Source organism: Streptomyces sp. NPDC058464, from assembly GCF_042721035.1.
In the GTDB taxonomy this organism is placed as follows: Bacteria; Actinomycetota; Actinomycetes; order Streptomycetales; family Streptomycetaceae; genus Streptomyces.
In genome coordinates this window covers 145580-161076 of the sequence record NZ_JBHXMA010000018.1, presented here as the reverse complement: position 1 = coordinate 161076, position 15497 = coordinate 145580, and the positions used below count along the sequence as shown (strand labels likewise).

Genomic DNA, 15497 nt, shown 5'->3' with positions numbered 1-15497 from the left:
CGACCCCGTCGCCCGACCAAGGACGTGCCGTTGTACACCGTGTGAGACCTCCCGAGCGCTGATCGGTCGCGCGTCGCGCCTGTGCTGTGCGCCGCGCCTCTTCTTGCTGCGGATTTCTCACACTGAAACCGGTGTACTCCTGTGCTCACCACCTGGGTGGTCATGCCCACCTGCCTGCCGCTCGTCCTGCGCCGCTGCCACACGTGCGCGGCGGAACGCTTCCGGGCGAGCGGCAAGTTCCGCGTCAACGCCCACCACAAGCTCATCGACGCCTGGCTCCTCGTGCTCTGCACGGGGTGCGGGGAGACGGCGAAGCTCACGCTCCTGGAGCGGGCGAACGTGCGCTCCGTACGACCCGAGCTGCTGGACCGGCTGCATGCGAACGACCCCGGCCTGACGGCCGAGCTGCTCCAGGACCCGGTCCTGCGGCACCGTAACCGCATCGCCCTCGACTGGGACGGCGCCTGGCGGCTCGACACCGGCGGATCGGATCACCTGGGCCGCGAGGCGATCGACGTCTCGGTCCGCTTCGCGGCGCGGATCCCGGTCCGTCCGGTGCGGCTGATCGCCGAGGGCTGCGGTCTTCCGCGGGCCGAGGTCGAGCGGCTGGTCACGGAGGGGAAGGTCGTGTCGGCGGTCCGGCTGAACAGCAGGCTCTCCGGCGACTTCACCTTCACGCTCAAACGCTGAGCCCGTACCGAGAGCAGGGGGCCTGTCCGGCGTAACGTACCCCCGGCACCGGCCCCCGCACGCTCACATCCGTCATCCCACCGACGAGTAGGCGACGACTCCGCGCAGCACCAGGTCGACCGCCTTGCGTGCGGTCTTCGCCACGTCCGACCCCGCCACCGGGGCCGCGGCAGCGATCTGCCCCAGCACGTCGATGACCTGCTTGCACCAGCGGACGAAGTCCCCGGCGGGCATCTCCGCCTCCCGCAGCACCTCGTCCAGGCCCATCCCGGTGGCCCACATGTACGCCGCCCAGGCGAACCCGAGGTCCGGTTCCCGCTGGCCGACGCCCTCGGTCTGCGTGATCCGGAACTCCTCCTCCAGGGCGTCCAGCCGCCCCCAGATCCGCACCATCTCGCCGAGTGCGGCCTTGGCCTTGCCGGAGGGCACCTTCGGCGCCATCGCGTCGTCGCCGACCCGGGCCTCGTAGACCAGCGCCGAGACGCACGCGGCGAGTTCGGCGGGGCTGAGCCCCTCCCAGACGCCCTCGCGCAGGCACTCGCTGGCGAGCAGGTCGAGTTCGCCGTACAGCCGCGCCAGCCGCTTGCCGTGTTCGGTGACCTCGTCGCCGCGCAGGTAGTCCAGTTCGGTGAGCAGGGCCACGATCCGGTCGAAGGTCCGGGCGATGGTGTTGGTCCGCCCCTCGATCCGCCGCTCCAGCTGTGAGGTGTCCCGGATCAGCCGGTGGTAGCGCTCGGCCCAACGGGCGTGGTCCTCGCGGTCGTTGCAGCCGTGGCAGGGGTGCGCCCGGATCGCCGTGCGCAGCCGTGCGATCTCCTGGTCGTCGGCCGCCTGCGACCGCTTCTTGCGGGCCCGCTCCGGCGGGATGTGCCCGGCCTTGGTGCGCAGTGCGGAGGCGAGGTCCCGACGGGACTGCGGGGAGCGGGGGTTGAAGGACTTGGGGATCCGCATCCGCTCCAGCGCCTCGACCGGCACCGGGAAGTCGATGGAGGCGAGTCGCTTGACCTGCCGCTCGGCGGTCAGCACCAACGGGCGGGGCCCGTCGTGCTGTTCGAAGCCGCGGTGGCCGTTGGACCGCCCGGCGGGCAGCCCGGGGTCAAGCACCAGCGCGAGCCCGGCGTACTTGCCGGTGGGAACATGGATGACGTCGCCGGGCTTGAGCTTCTCCAGCGCCACGGCCGCCTCGGCGCGCCGCTGGGACATGCCCTGCCGGGCGAGTTCGGTCTCGCGGTCCTTCAACTCCCGCCGCAGCCGGGCGTACTCCTCGAAGTCGCCGAGGTGGCAGGTCATGGACTCCTTGTAGCCGGCGAGCCCTTCCTCGTTGCGCTGCACCTGGCGGGAGATACCGACGACCGACTTGTCGGCCTGGAACTGCGCGAACGACGTCTCCAGCAGCTCGCGCGAACGGTGCCGCCCGAACTGGTCGACCAGGTTGACCGCCATGTTGTACGACGGCTTGAAGCTGGACCGCAGCGGATAGGTGCGGGTGCCGGCGAGCCCGGCGAGGTGCTCGGGGCTCATGCCGCGCTGCCACAGCACCACCGCATGGCCCTCGATGTCGATGCCGCGCCGGCCCGCACGGCCGGTCAGCTGGGTGTACTCGCCCGGGGTGATGTCGGCGTGCTGTTCGCCGTTCCACTTGACGAGCTTCTCCAACACGACCGAGCGGGCGGGCATGTTGATGCCGAGCGCGAGGGTCTCGGTGGCGAACACGGCCTTCACCAGGCCGCGTACGAACAGCTCCTCGACGACCTCCTTGAAGGTCGGGAGCATGCCGGCGTGGTGGGCGGCGATGCCGCGCTCCAGGCCCTCCAGCCACTCGTAGTAGCCGAGGACGTGCAGGTCCTCCGGCGGGATCGACGAGGTGCGCTCCTCGACGAGGGCGCGCACCCTCTCCCGTGCCTCGTCGTCGTTGAGCCTCAGTCCCGCGTACAGGCACTGCTGGACGGCGGCCTCGCAGGCGGCGCGGCTGAAGATGAAGGTGATGGCGGGCAGCAGGCCCTCGGCGTCGAGCCGTTCGATGACCTCGGGGCGGCCCGGTGTCCAGATCCGGGACCGCTGCCGGCGCTCCCGCTCCCGGTCGGCCTCGCGCATGGCGCGGCCGCGTCTGCGGTCCTGGAACGACGGGCGCTGCGCCTCCATGCGGGCCAGCCGGGCGAGGTCGGGGTTGACGGCCTTCTTGTGGCCCTCGCCCTCCTCGAACAGGTCGTACATCCGGCGTCCGGCGAGGACGTGCTGGAAGAGCGGGACGGGCCGGTGCTCGGAGACGATGACCTCGGTGTCGCCGCGGACGGTGTCGAGCCAGTCGCCGAACTCCTCGGCGTTGGAGACGGTCGCCGACAGGGAGACCAGGGTCACGGACTCGGGGAGGTGGATGATCACCTCTTCCCAGACGGCGCCACGGAAGCGGTCGGAGAGGTAGTGGACCTCGTCCATGACCACGTAGCCGAGGCCGATGAGGGTCTGGGAGCCCGCGTACAGCATGTTCCGCAGGACCTCGGTGGTCATGACGACCACGGCGGCGTCCGGGTTGATGCTGTTGTCACCGGTGAGCAGGCCGACCATGCCGTCGCCGTAGCGGCGGCAGAGGTCGGCGTACTTCTGGTTCGACAGTGCCTTGATGGGTGTCGTGTAGAAGCACTTCTTGCCCTGCATGAGGGCGAGGTGGACGGCGAACTCGCCCACGATCGTCTTGCCGGAGCCGGTGGGGGCGGCCACCAGTACGCCCTTTCCGGCTTCGAGCGCCTGGCAGGCCTCGATCTGGAAGGGGTCGAGGCCGAAGTCGTACATCTCGCGGAAAGACGCGAGCGCGGTGGCCTGCTCGGCGGCGCGCCTGCGGGCCGCCGCATACCGCTCGGCCGGTGAGAGGTCCTCTGTCATCGTGCTTTCGAGCGTACCGGTCCCCACTGACAACAGGACGATCATTATCCGGAACATGGGACAACGGACAACGAAGAGGTGGCCCCCGGAGGGGGGCGGGCGGCCGCCCGGCGGCGGGGGGGGGCGGGCGGGGGGGGCGCGGGCCTGGTCGAGGGCGTGCTCGATGCCGTCGTCGACGAAGTGGAACGTGGTGCCGCCAGGCCGCTCCCACGGGTCACGCTTGGTGTGCGTCACGACGAAGACCGGGGTGTGGAAGGGCGCCTCCTCGGGCCACGACTGCTCGCCGAGGTCGAACATGCGCCTGCCCATCACACTCGCGCCGGTGCGCTCGAACGTCTCCCGCGCCACGTCGTTGTCGCGGCCCTCCTCGCCGCCCTCACCCAGCTTCAGGTTCTCCCGGAAGAACCGCAGCGGGAACACCCACTGCTGCAGCTCCGTCCACTGCGCCATCCAGCGCCGGACGTCCGGGTCGTCCTGCCTGCCGGGCGAGAAGAGCTCGTCCTGCGCGGGCACGGGCTCGGGCGCGATGAAGCCGTCCAGCGACATGGACACGCTGAAGAACACCTTCCCGGCCATCAGCCCTCCGCCCCCTTCCGCACGAGACCGGTGACGTAGGCCGCCAGGCTGCTCAGGGTCTGCTCGCCGCCCTCGACCGCGTGGTACTTCTCGACCGCCTCGTCGCGCAGCTCCCTGGTGGGGAACAGCGTGCGCATCACGAGCCGGGTCGCCGCGCCGTCCGGCGTGAAGGTCAGGACCGACTCGAAGGCGTTCGGGTCGTCGCGGGACTCGCCGTGCAGCAGCTCGATCCGCTCCGGCGGGACGATCCGCGTCCAGCGGATCCACTCGGAGTAGTCGGTCCCGTCCGGTCCGTGCAGCACGAAGACCCACTCCCCGCCCTCGCGGAACTCGAAGGACCGCGTGGTGGTCGTGAACCCCTCCGGACCCCACCACCGCGACAGGTGCCGGACCTCGGTGAACGCCTCGAACACCAGCTCTCGCGGGGCGTCGACGACCCGGGAGATCACGATCTCCCGGTCGGCCGTCGCCGGCTCCGCCCGCGTCGTCTCCTGCCTTGCCCCTGCCATCGGTCAGTCCTCCTGCCGTGTCTGCTTGAGGTCCTGCACATAGGTGTCCAGACGGTCGAAACTCTCGTTCCAGAACCGCTCGAACCCGCCGACCCACTCGTGGATCGGTCGCAGTCCGCGGGCGTCCAGGCCGTAGAGGCGCTGCTTGCCCACCTCGCGGACCCGCACCAGCCCCACCTCGCGGAGCACCCGCAGGTGCTTGGACGCCCGCGGCTGGCTCATCCCCAGCTCCTGGGCCAGATCGGTCACCGGCCACTCACCCGCCCGCAGCAGCGCCAGGATGTCCCGGCGCTGCGGCTCGGCGATCGCGTTGAACGCGTCCGACGTCGTCGCTGCTCGTGCCATGGCAGCCATCGTATTCCCATATCGGAATGCGTCAAGCCGGTGGGGGAGCGGGCGAGTCCTGCCGGGTTGCGATCGCCCTGTCGTCAGCTGAGGGTGTGGGGCTGCGGCACCCGTGCCGGTCGGCAGCCGCTGGGGGAGGGGGTGCGAGTTGCGGGAGCCTTCGAGGTGTCCTGGAAGCGAGAGACTGCTCGGTCGCATCGGCGCGAGCGCGAGGCTGCTCGGTGGCGTCGGATCGCCTCCGCGGCCCGGGGCCGTATCGTGGCCTGCTCGGGTCGTGTCCGCGCCGTGAGCTGGGTCATACCCTGAATTCGAGGGGTCCCTCATGTTGGCTTGGGGGCATGAGCCAGCAGCACGTCCTGTCCGCGCCCGCGGCCAAACCGTTGCGCCGTGACGCGCAGCGCAACAGGGACGCGATCGTGGCCGCTGCCCGCAAGGCCTTCGCCGAGCAGGGGCTGGACGCGTCCCTGGAGGGTGTCGCCCGTGAGGCGGGCGTCGCGATCGGCACGCTCTACCGGCACTTCCCCCGCAGGCTCGACCTGGTCGAAGAGCTTTTCACCGCGAAGTTCACGGAACTGCTGGCCGCGGCTGAAGAGGCCGCGGCCATGGACGACGCCTGGGAAGGGTTCTGCCACTACCTGGAAAGGCTCTGCGAACTCCAGGCCTGCGACCGTGCCTTCAACGATCTGGTCTCGGCCCGGCTGCCGCTCCACGCGCTCGGCAGGGGGATGTTCGAGCGCGCGGAAGAACGGGCCGCCCAGATCTTCCGCAGCGCCCAGGAACAGGGCGTCCTCCGTGACGATGTCACCCCGGAGGACCTGGCCTTCGTGATCTGGTCCCAGGCCGGGATCATCCAGGCCACCCGTGCCGTCGCCCCCAACGCCTGGCGACGCCACCTTCACCTGCTGCTCGACGCCTTCCGGGCCCAGTGTGCCCACGAGCTGCCGGAGCCGCCGCTGACTCCCCAGCAGGTCGACCAGACCCTCACCACTCTCGAGTGCCCCGAAGAGGAATGCCGCGAGTGCCACGAGGAGGCATGAGCCGCGGCGGGTGAGGTCGCCGGGCGTCGACGACCAGTTCTGCTCGTGCGGTGTCGCCGGGCCGCAGCCCGCGCACCAGATCCGGCAGGTCCGCGCACGATCGACGGAAACTGCGGTGCACGACCACCATGTCGTGGACATCGGGCTTCGAGCTGACTGCATCAGGCATGGTCGGGCATTCCTTGATCTGAGTGTTCGGGGATTCGGGCGTTCGGGTGATCGACGTGTGTGAGGCGGGATCGCCGGGCAGCAAAGCCCGGCGATGGCGACTGTGAATGCCTGGGCCGACAACCGGTCGGCGGGGCCACGGTGCTCGCTAGCCCTTGCGCAGGACTTCGTGGAAGCGATGCGCCAGGTCCGTCAGCTCTTCCGCGCTCCGGGCGGTCTGCTGCAGATCGACGAGCACCTCGTCGGCCCCCGCCGCATGGGCGGCGAGCAGGTAGTCGGAAACCTGCAGGACCGTTCCCCGGTGCGGAACGGCGTCGCCCGGCGCGGCCTCGGCCGTCACCACGGGGTTCACCCGGACGACGGTGCGCAGGGCGTCGGGGTCACGCCCGTTGGCCTCCGCGATCTGCCGGATCTGGCTGATGACATGGGCCAGTTGGGGAATCGGCAGCGCGACCCCCGCCCAGCCGTCCGCGCGACGGCCGATACGTTCCAGGGTCGCCGGAGTGAAACCGCCGAGGAGCACCGGCGGCCGGGGCCGCTGCACGGGTAGCGTCTCGATGTGCGCACCCGGGATCGTCCACAGCGCCCCCTTGTACTCGGCCGACGAACCGGACCACACGTGCTCCAGGACGTCCAGGATCTCCTCCAGCCGTGCCCCGCGCCCCCGCCACGGCACACCGATGGCCTCGTACTCGTCGGACGACCAGCCGAGCCCGAACCCGATGTCGAGTCGCCCCTCGCTGAGGATGTCGACGGACGTGAGGGAACGGGCCAGCAGGAGCGGGGAGTAGAAGGGAGCGTTGAGCGTGCTGGTGCCGAGGCGCACCCGCCGGGTGGCGTGGGCCAGGAAGGAGAGGGTGGCGACGGGATCCAGGAAGTTGCGGAACCCCTCCGGTACGGGACCGCCGCCGGGATAGGGGTCACGCGGCTGCGTCGGCACCAGGGCCCGGTCGCCCACCCAGAGGCTGTCGAAGCCGATCGCTTCGACCGAGGCGGCGAACCCGGAGATCGCGGCGGGGCCGGTGAACAATCCGTACTGGGGAGCGCCCAGACCGATCTTGAGCATGTCTGTCACCTGTTCGAGGGGGTGCTGCGGTTCGTTCTCGGATCACCGTGCCGCACACCGATCGACATCCGGTCGACGGCGCGTGAAACCGGGGCCGACCCGACGAACAACGCGCAGCCGACCGACGAACAACGGAGCCGACCGGCGAACAGCGACGCCGACCCGGCGAACAGCGACGCCGACCCGGCGAACGAGGACGCTCAGCGCCTCGCCGCCTCCTTCCGCAGGCGATCGCTCACCTCGTACACATGCTGAGCCGCGGAGATGTTCACCTCGGCCCGGTCCGAGCTCAGTGCGGTGAACAGGCGGCCCACCTCCTGGCCGAAGCAGGCCGGGCTGTTCGGATCGTCCTCCGAGCCGGCGACGGACTCCGACTCGGCGAAGAACTCGAGGGCCTCCGCGGTCCGCCCCTGGTCCGCCAGCACGACCGACAGGAGCCGGGCCGACATGTAGAACGTCACCGGGTCGTCGACGGCACGCTCCCGCCGGATCGCCTCGCGCAGGTCGGTCTCCGCCGCCGTCAGATCACCGCGGATGAAGGCGAGCCAGGCCCGGATGTGCCGGGTCTGCGCCTGCCACGCCAGGTCGTCGGTCAGTTCGGCCGTCGCGACCGCCTGGTCCGTGACGCGTTCCAGCTCCCGCTGATGCGCGGGCCCGGCGAAGAGCCCGCTCGCCGCGACGACCGAGAGCGCGGCGACGACGATCCGCGCGGCGTCCGGGATGTCGCGCAGCACCCGGGTGAACACCGAGACCAGCAGCGTGTGCTCGGCCAGCAGCCAGGTACGCGCCTCCGCGGCGTCGGCGAACCGCAGTCCGGACAGCGGCACGGAGAAGAGATGGGTGGTGAGCGAGCCGGCCCGCTCGGTCGCGCTCATGGCCTGGAGCAGGGTGGCATGGAGGAACATCGCCAGCCGCACCAGCGCCGCCTCGCGATCCGCGACGGGATCCTCGCGGTGGGCACGACGGGCCGCGAACGCCCGTACCAGATCGTGGAAGCGGTAGCGGTCGGCCGAATGCGGTTCCAGGAGACCGGCCTCCACCAGGTGCTCGAGCTGCTCCTCGGTCTCCTGCTCGGGCCGGTCGAGCAGGACCGCCGCGACCGCGACCGGGAAGTCCGCGGCGTCGAGCAGCGCACACAGGCGCATCGCCCGGGCCTGAGCGGGGGCGAGGGCCCGGTAGCCGACCTGGAAGGTGGCCTCCACCGACATGCCGCCGGCCCGCAACTCGTCGAGCTGGTGCTCCTCGGCGCGCAGCCGCAGCAGCTGCGCGCCCAGCCCGCGTCCGGGACGGGCCGCCGCGCGGGCACCGATGATGCGCAGCGCCAACGGCAGCTGCCCGCACGCGTGCACCAGTTCCAGCGCGAGCTCCGGTGCGGCGGCGACCTCGGCGTCGCCGGTGAACCGGCCCAGCATGGCCACCGCCTCCTGCTGGTCGGGCACCGGCACCTCGAAACGCGTCGCGCCCGGCGGTACGAGCGACCGGTGCCGGGTCGTGATCAGCGCCGCGTTGCCGGGTGTGCCCGGGAGCAGGGGGGTCACCTGGGCGGTGTCGGAGGCGTTGTCCAGGAGCACCAGGATCCGGCGGTCGGCGGTCAGGGTGCGATAGGCCCCGGCGCGGGCGGTGGGCGTCGCGGGGATCGCGGCGGCGGGCATACCGAGCGCGAGGAGGAAGTCGACCAGTACGTCCGCGGGATCGGCGGGTTGGCCGCCGTCACCCCGCAGGTCCACATAGAGCTGCCCGTCCGGATAGTCACCGCGGATGCCGTGGGCGACGCGCAACGCGAGCGCTGTCTTCCCCACGCCGCCGATGCCGCTGAGCACCGCGAGCGAGACCGATTCCGCGTCGGGCCGCAGCGCGAGCCGAAGCCGCTCCCGCAACCGCTCCCGCCCGACGAAGTCACCCGGCGCCGGGGGGAGTTGCTGCGGCCGGACGCCGGCCGGGACCGACCCGAGCGGCGCCGGTGCCGGTGCCTGTGCCAGCGCCGGTGCCGGTGCCGGTGCGGAACGGCCGGCCGCGTCGGCGGCGCCTGGTTCGATGTGCTGCCCCCGGCCCGCCGACCGTGTCGCGGTGACACCGGAAGCACCGGCGGACGGCATGGCACCTGCCGAGGCCGCGGCTCCTGCCGAGGCCGGGGCACCGATCGAGGCCGCGGCACGGGGCAAGGCCCTGGCACCGGCCGACGGCGCGGCATCGGCGCCGCTTCCCCCGGCATGCGATTCCACGGGGGCGGGCTCGGCGCCGCTGAGGATGCGGCCCTGCAACTCGCGCAGCTCGGGCCCCGGATCCATGCCGAGTTCGGCCACCATGGTCTCGCGGGCCGCGGCGTAGACCGCCAGGGCCTCCGCCGTCCGGCCTGCCTGGTACAGCGCGCGCATGCGCAGCGCGTACAGGTCCTCGCGCAGCGGATGGTCGGCGATCAGCGAGACCAGTTCGGTCGCCACGCGGGCGTGCTCGCCCAGCTTGTCGGCGCACTCCAACTGGGCCACCCGGGCGTTCAGCCGCAGCTCGACGAAGCGTCCGCGGTGCCGCCGGGCGTAGGGGCCGGGCACCCCGGAGAGCGGTTCCCCCGACCACAACGCCAGCGCGGCGTCGAACGTGCGCAGGGCGGGGCCGGTCTGCCGTGCGGCGCGCAGTTCCTCGCCCTCGCGGACGAGTCGCTCGAAACGCAGGGCGTCGACGGCCTGCTCCGGGATGTCGAGCTGGTATCCGCCCTGCGTGGTCTCCAGCCGGGAGCGTTCCTCGCCCAGCGAGAGGCGGATGCGGTAGACGTACGTCTGCACGGAGCGCACCGCGTTCCCGGGCGGTTCCTCCCACAGCGCGTCGACGAGGTGGTCGAGGCCGCACTGGCGTCCTTCGCCGAGCAGGAGCCGCACCAGGACCGCGCGCTGGAGGGGACTGCCCAGATCCAGCTCACGCCCGTCATGGTGGCCGCTCAGTGGCCCCAGCAGCCCGAACTCGTACCCCTCATCCCCCTCATCCGCCGTCGCCACTTGACAGAGTCTAGCGGGCTGAACGGGCTCGTCAGACGGCTACCGGGCGGCGCGGCGGTGCGTCGGAGCCCGGGATCCCGTCCGTCGGCCGACGGTCGTCCGGCTGTCAGCTCAGGGAGCGGTGGAACGCCAGGTGGTGCCGGGCGGCGGCGGCCCAGGTGCGGCGGGCGGCCACTTCCCGTGCGGGGTTCCATGCCGCCGATCGTGAGGACGTAACGGCCCAGCAGGGAGCGCCAGTTGGCACGGGCCGCGATATCCGTGACGGCGAAGCGGTCGTACGCCACGCCGTTGGGGATGACCTCCTCCGTCAGGTCCCGACCCGCGGCGAGTTCGTCCGCGACCGCCCGCGAGACACAGATGTGGGCACCGAGGCTCGACGAGGACCCGTTCGTGGCAGGCGGCCAGTTCGGGGGGCCTGGCGTTCCCGAAATGAACTGCGCGCCGAGGCCGTGGTTGTCATCGCCCGCGGCATCCAGCCGGCCGTCGTGGTCAACCCGCCCGGCTTGTACGCCCTTCCGGCAGACGGGGCGTGACACCCGGGGCCGGCCCCGCTCCGGCCCCGGCACCGTGGCGGCCCCAGCCCAGCTCGGGTGCGACGAGGTGCCGTACGTCGTACAGGATCTGCTCGTACTCCTCCCGGTGGAACTCGTAGGGCAACTCCAGGCGCAGCTCGGTCACTTCGGCGAGCACCGGATCGGCCGTCAGCTGTTCCAGGATCTGCTCGGCGGTCCCGACGACGTCCGGGGCGAACAGGATGCGCTTGGGGCCCTGCGGCGCGAGGGTGCGCTCGTGGCGGCTCGCCGCGTAGGCCCGGTAGCGGGCGCGGGTGGCCGCGTCGGCGCTGTCGAGGGGCACGATCACCCGACCCAGGGCCACCCGCGGCGTGCGGTCGTCCGGCAGCGCGCGGCGGTACTCCGAGAGCAGGTTCAACTGGGCCGTGGTGAAGTCGTCGGTGTCCTCGCCGGTGACGATGTTCCCGGACAGCAGGCCGAGGCCCTGCCCGGCGGCCCAGCGGACCGAGCGCAGACTTCCGCCGCCGTACCAGATCCGTCGCGCCAACCCGGGGTTGTGCGGTTGCAGGCGGGGGCGCTGGACGTTGCCCGGCGAGTGGATGACCGTGTCCGGGCCGCCGAGGTAGTCGCCGCGCAGGTTCTCCACGACCCGGGCGATCCTGCCGTACGACAGGTCGAAGCCGCGCCAGTCGCCGTCGTACACGAGGTCGCCGAGCAGGTCGGCGTGCGGCATGCCGGTGCTGAAACCGATCTGGAGCCGCCCCCGGGAGAGCACGTCGGCCAGCGCCAGGTCCTCGGCGAGCCGGAACGGGCTCTCGTAACCGATCGGGATGACCGCGGTACCGAGCTCGATCCGCTCGGTCCGCTGTCCGGCGGCGGCGAGGAACACGGCCGCCGAGCCGACGCCGTGTTCGAGGTGGCGCTGCCGGATCCAGGCGCCGTCGTAGCCGAGCCGCTCACCGTACTCGAACAGCCGGAGGGTCTCCTCCAGGCCCGGGTAGGGGTCGTCGTCCGCGAAGTTGCCGGGCGTGAGAAAGGCCAGAGAGGTGAGGGCGGGAGTGATCATGCTGGTCCTTGGCCGGTTGTGGTTGCCGTGGCGGGAGAGGGGAGACGCCCGCCGGGGATCGCCGCCAGCAGCTCGCGGGTGTACGCGTGGCGGGGCTCGGAGAAGAGGTCCTCGGGCGGGCCCGACTCGACGACGCGTCCGGCCTTCATGACGGCGACCTGGTGCGCGATCTGCCGTACGACGGCCAGGTCGTGGGAGATGAACAGGTGCGCCACGCCGGTGTCCGCCTGCAACTCGGCGAGCAGGTCCAGGACTTGAGCCTGTACGGACACGTCGAGCGCGGAGACGGGCTCGTCGCACACCACGAGGTCGGGGGAGAGGGCGAGGGCACGCGCGATGGCCACCCGCTGGCGCTGTCCGCCGGACAGTTCCGCCGGGCGGCGTTCCAGGGTCGCTGCGGGCAGGGCCACCCGGTCGAGGAGTTCGCGGGCGCGGTCCAGCCGGGAGGCGCGGTCGCCGACCTTGAACGCCCGCAGCGGCTCGGTGATCACCTCGCCGATGGAGAGCCGCGGGTCGAGCGAGGCGTACGGGTTCTGGTAGACGAGCTGGGCGCGTCGGCGCAGCTGCCTGACCTCGGCGCCCTTGGCGGTGGTGACGTCGGTGCCGTCGAACAGCACCTGTCCGGAGGTCGCCTCGGCCAGCCGCAGCACCAGACGGGCGGTGGTGGACTTGCCCGAACCGGACTCCCCGACGAGGGCGAGGGTCCGGCCGCGCCGCAGGGTGAGGCTCACGTCGTCGACCGCGCGCAGTGTCCGGGCCGCGCCGCCGGCGCGCGGCAGCCTGAACTCCTTGACCAGGTTGCGTACTTCGACCAGGGGAGGCGACGGATCCGCCGGGGCGGCGGAGACCTGGGCGGCGGAGATCGCGGCGGTCGAGAGCAGAGCGGCCGAGACCGGGGTGCGGGGGCGGGCCGTGGTCAGGCTCGGGGCGCTGGCCAGCAGCCGCCGCGTGTACTCGTGCCGCGGATCGGCGAGGACGGTACGGGTCTCGCCCGCCTCCACCACCCTGCCCTGGTCCATGACCACCAGCCGCTGGGCCCGGTCGGCGGCCACTCCGAGGTCGTGGGTGACGAGCAGGATCGCGGTGCCCGACTCCTCGGTGAGGTGCTGGAGATGGTCGAGGATCACCCGCTGCACGGTGACGTCGAGCGCGCTGGTCGGCTCGTCGGCGATGATGAGTTGGGGCTTGGCGGCGATCGCGACGGCGATCAGGGCGCGCTGCCGCATGCCGCCGGACAGCTCGTGCGGGTACTGCCGGGCCCGTACGGCCGCGTCGGGCAGCCCGGCCCGGTCGAGGACGGCGACCGCCTCGGCCGCCGCCGCTCGGCGGGTCGCCAGGCCGTGGATGAGCAGCACCTCGGCGACCTGTTCGCCGATCCGCTTGACCGGGTTGAGCGAGACCGTCGGATCCTGCGGGACCAGCCCGATGCGCGCGCCGCGCACGGTACGCAGCTCCGCCTCGGAGAGGGTGGCCAGGTCGTGCCGGCCGAAGCGGGCCGTGCCCGCGTCGATGGTGCCGTTCGCCGCCAGCAGCCGGATGACGGCGTGTGCGGTGGTGCTCTTGCCGGAACCGGACTCGCCGACCACGGCGGTCACCTGGCCGGGCCATACGTCGAGGTCCACGCCCCGTACGGCCGACACCGTGCCGCCCCGGGTGCGGTACGACACGGACAGGCCGCGGATCTCCAGGAGTGGTGTGGTCACGCTGTCACCGTTCTCACCGTTCTCGCCGTTTCCAGCGTCTTCGCGTGCGTCACCGTTCTCGTGCGTGTCGTGGGTCATCGCTGCCGTGCCCATTCGCCGTCCAGTGCCCGCGCGACGCGGTTGGTGGCCAGTACGGTCGCCGCGATCGCCAGCCCGGGCAGCGCGGTCAGCCACCAGGCGTTGGCCAGGTAGTTGCGGCCGTCGGAGATCAACGTCCCCCACTCCGGGGCGGGCGGCGGCGCGCCGTAGCCGAGGAAGCTCAGCGCCGACACGGCCAGGATCGACGAGCCGAAGTCCAGGGTGGCCAGGACGATCACGGGCCCTGCGGCGTTGGGCAGGACGTGCCGGCCGAGCACGGAGTACCAGCGGGCCCCGCAGGACCGCGACGCCTCCACGAACACCGCCTGCCGCACCCGCAGCACCTCCGCCCGGGCCACCCGTGCGAAGGAGGCGACGCTGGCGATGCCGACCGCGACGGCCACCTTCACCGTCCCGTACCCGAGCGCGGTGACCAGGGCCAGCGACAGGAACAGCGCGGGGATGGAGAGCAGGACGTCGACGAAGCGCATCAGCACGTCGTCCACCCAGCGGCCCACGAACCCGGCGACCACACCGAGGAGTCCGCCGACCACGAACGCGACCAGGACCGCGATCAGCGTGGCCTTGAGGGAGAGTTGGGCGCCGTGGACCACGCGTGAGAAGACGTCGCGGCCCAGTTCGTCCGTGCCGAACCAGTGACTGCCGCTCGGACCGCGGAAGTTCTCGGACGGCACCCCCTTCAGCGGGTCCTGCGCGGTGAACAGGTCCGGCCAGAAGGCGGCCAGCACCACCAGCACGATGACCACGGCGGACAGCACCAGACCGGGGCGGCGCAGCAGGAAACGGAACACCCGGCGGACCCCGGCGTGCGGGGTGGGATCCGGCGGGGATCCGTCCCCGACCGGCCGGGCGAGGCCGAGGGCCGCCTCGGCCTCGCCGTCGACAAGGCTCTGACTCACGCCAAGCCTGCCTTTCTCTCCGAGGCCACCACGATCCGCGGGTCCAGCAGCGGATAGACGAGGTCGACGAGGAGGTTCGCGACCACGAAGACCAGCGCACCGAACACCACCACCCCCTGGACCAGCGGGATGTCCTGCACGGTGACCGCCGCCGCGGTCACCCGGCCCAGACCGTCGCGGGAGAACACCGTCTCCACGACCACCGAACCCGCGATCAGCTGCCCGACCAGCAGGCCCACGACCGTCAGCGCCGGCAGCGAGGCATTGCGCAGCGCATGCCGCACATGCACCCGCCACCGGCCGGCCCCCTTGGCCCGCGCGGTCTCCACATAGGCCTGGTCCAGCGCGGTCAGCAGGCTCTTCGCCAGCACCTGGGCGACCTGCGCGCCGGTCGGTATCGCCAGCGTCAGGGCGGGCAGCACCAGGCCGCGCAGCCCGTCGTTGCCGAACGCCGGGAACCAGCGCAGCTTGAACGAGAACGCCTCGACGAGCAGCAGCCCCACCCAGAACGTCGGGACCGACACCCCCAACGGGGGCAGCGACAGCAGCAGTTGCCGCAGCCACCGCCGCGAGGTGTACGTCGCCGCCACCGCGAGCCCGCCGCCGAGGAGCACGGCGAGGAGCAGCGCGGCACCGGTCAGCTGGAGGGTCTGCGGCAGCGCGTCGGCCAGCGTGGCGGTGACAGGGCGGCCCGTGGAGACGGCGTCGCCGAAGTCCCCGCGCACCGCCCGGCCCAGGTACTCGGCGTACTGCACCAGCACCGGCTTGTCGAAGCCGTACTCGTGCCGCAGCTTCGCGAGCTGGGCCGGGTCGACCTGTCCCGTGTCCATCCCGGCACCGGCCATCGCGGCGACCGGGTCGCCGGGCAGGAAGTCCAGCACCAGGAACGACACCGTGTACGCCGCCCACAGCACCCCGACCGCCTGCGCCAGCCGTTTGATCACGTAGCGGCGCATC

The 15497-nt window shown here is 72.1% G+C and carries 11 protein-coding genes; 2 read left to right on the top strand and 9 right to left on the bottom strand.

Annotated elements, in window-relative coordinates; all coding sequences use genetic code 11:
* The first annotated feature begins 141 nt into the window (after nt 1-141).
* The gene (locus tag ACFWPQ_RS24015) at nt 142-690 is read left to right on the top strand and encodes a DUF1062 domain-containing protein (RefSeq protein ID WP_384038278.1); all 549 of its coding nucleotides are present in this window, start codon (nt 142-144) and stop codon (nt 688-690) included.
* Nucleotides 691-762: 72 nt separating this feature from the next.
* On the opposite strand, the gene ACFWPQ_RS24010 is transcribed toward ACFWPQ_RS24015, so the two are convergent.
* The 3 genes from ACFWPQ_RS24010 to ACFWPQ_RS24000 form a co-directional block, all read right to left on the bottom strand.
* The gene (locus ACFWPQ_RS24010; RefSeq protein ID WP_384038401.1) at nt 763-3615 is read right to left on the bottom strand and encodes a DEAD/DEAH box helicase; all 2853 of its coding nucleotides are present in this window, start codon (nt 3613-3615) and stop codon (nt 763-765) included.
* A gap of 530 nt (nt 3616-4145) precedes the next feature.
* Nucleotides 4146-4655: an SRPBCC family protein gene (locus ACFWPQ_RS24005; protein ID WP_384038275.1), complete on the bottom strand. Its 510-nt coding sequence runs from the start codon at nt 4653-4655 to the stop codon at nt 4146-4148.
* Nucleotides 4656-4658: 3 nt separating this feature from the next.
* On the bottom strand, nt 4659-5000 hold the full coding sequence (locus ACFWPQ_RS24000) for an ArsR/SmtB family transcription factor (protein WP_384038272.1): 342 nt from the start codon (nt 4998-5000) through the stop codon (nt 4659-4661).
* Nucleotides 5001-5338: 338 nt separating this feature from the next.
* On the opposite strand from ACFWPQ_RS24000, the gene ACFWPQ_RS23995 reads away from it, so the two are divergent.
* Complete coding sequence (locus tag ACFWPQ_RS23995; protein WP_384038269.1) at nt 5339-6037, top strand: TetR/AcrR family transcriptional regulator; 699 nt, start codon at nt 5339-5341, stop codon at nt 6035-6037.
* 316 nt (nt 6038-6353) lie between these two features.
* On the opposite strand, the gene ACFWPQ_RS23990 is transcribed toward ACFWPQ_RS23995, so the two are convergent.
* From ACFWPQ_RS23990 to ACFWPQ_RS23965, 6 genes are all read right to left on the bottom strand, one after another.
* A complete protein-coding gene (locus tag ACFWPQ_RS23990; RefSeq protein ID WP_384038266.1) occupies nt 6354-7271 on the bottom strand; it encodes a TIGR03619 family F420-dependent LLM class oxidoreductase in 918 nt (305 codons plus the stop codon).
* 200 nt (nt 7272-7471) lie between these two features.
* Entirely contained in the window at nt 7472-10261 is a 2790-nt protein-coding gene (locus ACFWPQ_RS23985; protein ID WP_384038263.1) for a BTAD domain-containing putative transcriptional regulator, read from the bottom strand.
* Nucleotides 10262-10750: 489 nt separating this feature from the next.
* A complete protein-coding gene (locus ACFWPQ_RS23980) occupies nt 10751-11839 on the bottom strand; it encodes an LLM class flavin-dependent oxidoreductase (RefSeq protein WP_384038260.1) in 1089 nt (362 codons plus the stop codon).
* Nucleotides 11836-13542 (bottom strand): dipeptide ABC transporter ATP-binding protein, encoded by a 1707-nt coding sequence (locus ACFWPQ_RS23975; protein ID WP_384038258.1) that lies wholly within the window; start codon nt 13540-13542, stop codon nt 11836-11838. The genes ACFWPQ_RS23980 and ACFWPQ_RS23975 overlap by 4 nt, the downstream gene beginning before the upstream one ends.
* Before the next feature lie 74 nt (nt 13543-13616).
* The gene (locus ACFWPQ_RS23970) at nt 13617-14540 is read right to left on the bottom strand and encodes an ABC transporter permease (RefSeq protein WP_384038255.1); all 924 of its coding nucleotides are present in this window, start codon (nt 14538-14540) and stop codon (nt 13617-13619) included.
* Nucleotides 14537-15496 (bottom strand): ABC transporter permease, encoded by a 960-nt coding sequence (locus tag ACFWPQ_RS23965; RefSeq protein ID WP_384038252.1) that lies wholly within the window; start codon nt 15494-15496, stop codon nt 14537-14539. Before ACFWPQ_RS23965 ends, ACFWPQ_RS23970 begins: the two co-directional genes overlap by 4 nt.
* Nucleotide 15497 lies beyond the last annotated feature (1 nt).

Bases quoted from the DNA above. Each gene is read 5' to 3' on its own strand.
- ACFWPQ_RS24010 (WP_384038401.1), bottom strand. From the start codon at position 3,615: ATGATCGTCCTGTTGTCAGTGGGGACCGGTACGCTCGAAAGCACGATG.
- ACFWPQ_RS24005 (WP_384038275.1), bottom strand. From the start codon at position 4,655: ATGGCAGGGGCAAGGCAGGAGACGACGCGGGCGGAGCCGGCGACGGCC.
- ACFWPQ_RS24000 (WP_384038272.1), bottom strand. From the start codon at position 5,000: ATGGCACGAGCAGCGACGACGTCGGACGCGTTCAACGCGATCGCCGAG.
- ACFWPQ_RS23995 (WP_384038269.1), top strand. From the start codon at position 5,339: ATGAGCCAGCAGCACGTCCTGTCCGCGCCCGCGGCCAAACCGTTGCGC.
- ACFWPQ_RS23990 (WP_384038266.1), bottom strand. From the start codon at position 7,271: ATGCTCAAGATCGGTCTGGGCGCTCCCCAGTACGGATTGTTCACCGGC.
- ACFWPQ_RS23980 (WP_384038260.1), bottom strand. From the start codon at position 11,839: ATGATCACTCCCGCCCTCACCTCTCTGGCCTTTCTCACGCCCGGCAAC.
- ACFWPQ_RS23965 (WP_384038252.1), bottom strand. From the start codon at position 15,496: ATGCGCCGCTACGTGATCAAACGGCTGGCGCAGGCGGTCGGGGTGCTG.